This window comes from Moorena sp. SIO1F2 (assembly GCF_010672755.1).
In the GTDB taxonomy this organism is placed as follows: Bacteria; Cyanobacteriota; Cyanobacteriia; order Cyanobacteriales; family Coleofasciculaceae; genus Moorena.
In genome coordinates this window covers 1-2,494 of record NZ_JAAHFV010000576.1, presented here as the reverse complement: position 1 = coordinate 2,494, position 2,494 = coordinate 1, and the positions used below count along the sequence as shown (strand labels likewise).

Genomic DNA, 2,494 nt, shown 5'->3' with positions numbered 1-2,494 from the left:
TTGAGAATCCCAGACGGATTAATAAGTTAGTTCAAGGATTTTTTAAACCCTTAGATGACTATCAGCCTAGGATTGACCATGGGGAAATTAAGATTAGAAAAACATCATCAAAGGATGTGGTTTTAGTTTGGCCAGTTTTAGGGGAGAATTCAACAGTTTCATATCAGGAGTCACCATCGCTATTGCAGGATTTACTGTTTGCCGGTAAAGTTTTAGCTGATGTTGATGTCAACAGCAAGATTCGATCCAGGGTGATTCAGCAGTTGGTCTGGACTTACTTGGGGTTAGATGAAGACTTTGAAGATGAAACGATTAAGGAATTGTTGAGCAGGTTACGGGAGATTGAAAGGTTTAATCAAAAGGATGAAGTAATTAAGTTTCTCCAAGAAGCGGCTAATAATTTAAAGCTAAGTGAAGAGCAATGGGTAAAAACTCAGTTAGCAAGTTTATACGTAGGTTGTGGTCAAACACGAGAAACCTTAGTTAGTAATGTAAATGAATTTGTTAAACAGCTAGTTAACCAAGCAGAGCCTAAGCTATTTGATAATCTGGTAGATTTGGTGAGAGAGCTAGGGGAAGAGATGACCCCAGCTCTGGAAGCAACCAGACACCTTCCGATTCGGGATCAGGCAAGTCAACAAGCCATAGAATTTGTAACAGCACTATCTTACGTCCGCTTGGATAACTATGATCAGGCTATTGAAATTTTAGAGAAGATTAATCAACAGCCAGATAGTCCGATTAAGGGTTACATTGCTTGGGCAATAGCTACCTGTTACCGGAAAAAGAAGGACTATGAGAAAGCGATCGCATTCTACGAAGAAAGCGTTGAAATCAATCAGCAGTTGGCTAACCAAAAGAATCTAGCCAATTTGTGGTCCTGGCTAGCTGATTGTTATCGAGAATTGGGCAACTATCAGCAAGCGGTCGATTGTCAACTCAAAGACTTAGCCATCTGTCAACAGCTTGATCACCAATCATATATAGCATTAGCCTACTTTTATCTAGGCTACATTTATCAAGCTTGGGGTAAGTATGAGCAAGCGCTCGCATACTACCAACAAAGCCGTGACCTCTATGATCAGTTGGATAAACAACAGGATGTCGCCAATCAGTGGTTGTGGCTAGCTATTTGTTATCAAAACTGGGGCAAATATCAGCAAGCTCTCGATTGTCAACTCAAAGACTTAGCGATCTCTCAGCAGCTTGATCACCAATCAGATGTAGCATTAGCCTACTTTTATCTAGGCTACATTTATCAAGCTTGGGGTAAGTATGAGCAAGCTATACGATACCACGAACATAGCCGTGACCTTTATCACCAGTTGGATTTACAAAAAGATGTCGCCGATTCATGGTATTGCCTAGCTGATTGTTATCGAGACTGGGGCAGATATCAGCAAGCTGTTGATTGTGAACTCAAAGAATTAGCCATCCTTCAGCAGCTTGATGACCAATTACTTATACCATTAACCTACTGTCAGCTCGGTAGAATCTATCAAGCTTGGGGTAAGTATGACCAAGCGATCGCATACTACCAACAAAGCCTTGAACTCTATGACCAGTTGGATTTACAAACAGATGTCGCCGATTCCTGGCGTTGGTTAGCTGATTGTTATCGAGAATTAGGTGATTACACCAAAGCCATTGACTATTACCAGCAAAGCCTAAATCTCCATCAACAACTCGGTCAAAATGAAAAGATTGCTAATCGGTATCGAAAAATTGGTAACAGCCAACGCCTCTTAGCCAAAAATACTCCAGACACAACCGAAGCCCTCCACTTACTCAGCCAAGGGGAGCAAAGTATTGGTCAAGCCATGGAAATTAGTAAAGCCAACGACTACAAAACCAACCAAGCCTACAACTATACCGCTCTTGGCTTACTCTATTCGGAACGCTTGCGCCGATTACCCTCCAACCACCCTACTCTACCAGAACATATTGAGCAATTTGAAACCAACTACACCATGGGCTTAAGGTTACTTTCAGAACTTGGACAACTTGTCGATAGGGCGGAAGAAATTCTAGATATCTCCCGGGCTTACCTAGAGGTTAATGTCTTAGAAAACCTTGACCGAGCAGAAGCGTTAGCTCTGGAATCCCTACAGGTTTTCCTAGACTACAACCGTCGGAAACTAGAAGCCTCTGCTCGCCAGCTCTTAGGGGAAATTTACTTGCGTCGTGTTGAGGGTAATCAAGCGAATGCTAAAGCCATGGCTTCCCAATTTTTTACTGAAAGTTTAGAAATTTATCGGAGCCTAGATATTCAGATAAAAGTGATAGAATTGGAGCAACAGTTAATAGGAGTAGGGAGTAGGGAGTAGGGAGTAGGGAATCGGGAATAGGGAATCGGGAATCGGGAAGTACGGTGGAGTTCTTGATGGTCAAACCTTTACTGACCCCTTCGATGTGAAGCAATACGCTCGTACTGCTCAGCTGGGTGAGGGCTTTGAATTTGACCGCGAAACCCTAAACTCTGATGGTGTATTCC

At 42.5% G+C, this 2,494-nt stretch carries 1 protein-coding gene and 1 pseudogene; both read left to right on the top strand.

All coding sequences use genetic code 11. The annotated features are described in order from the left end of the window. On the top strand, positions 1 to 2,327 hold a 2,327-nt coding region (locus F6J94_RS32920; protein WP_293047926.1), incomplete at its 5' end, for a tetratricopeptide repeat protein. Positions 2,328 to 2,367: 40 nt separating this feature from the next. Next, positions 2,368 to 2,494, top strand: a pseudogene (locus F6J94_RS32915) (hypothetical protein); the annotation flags it as partial.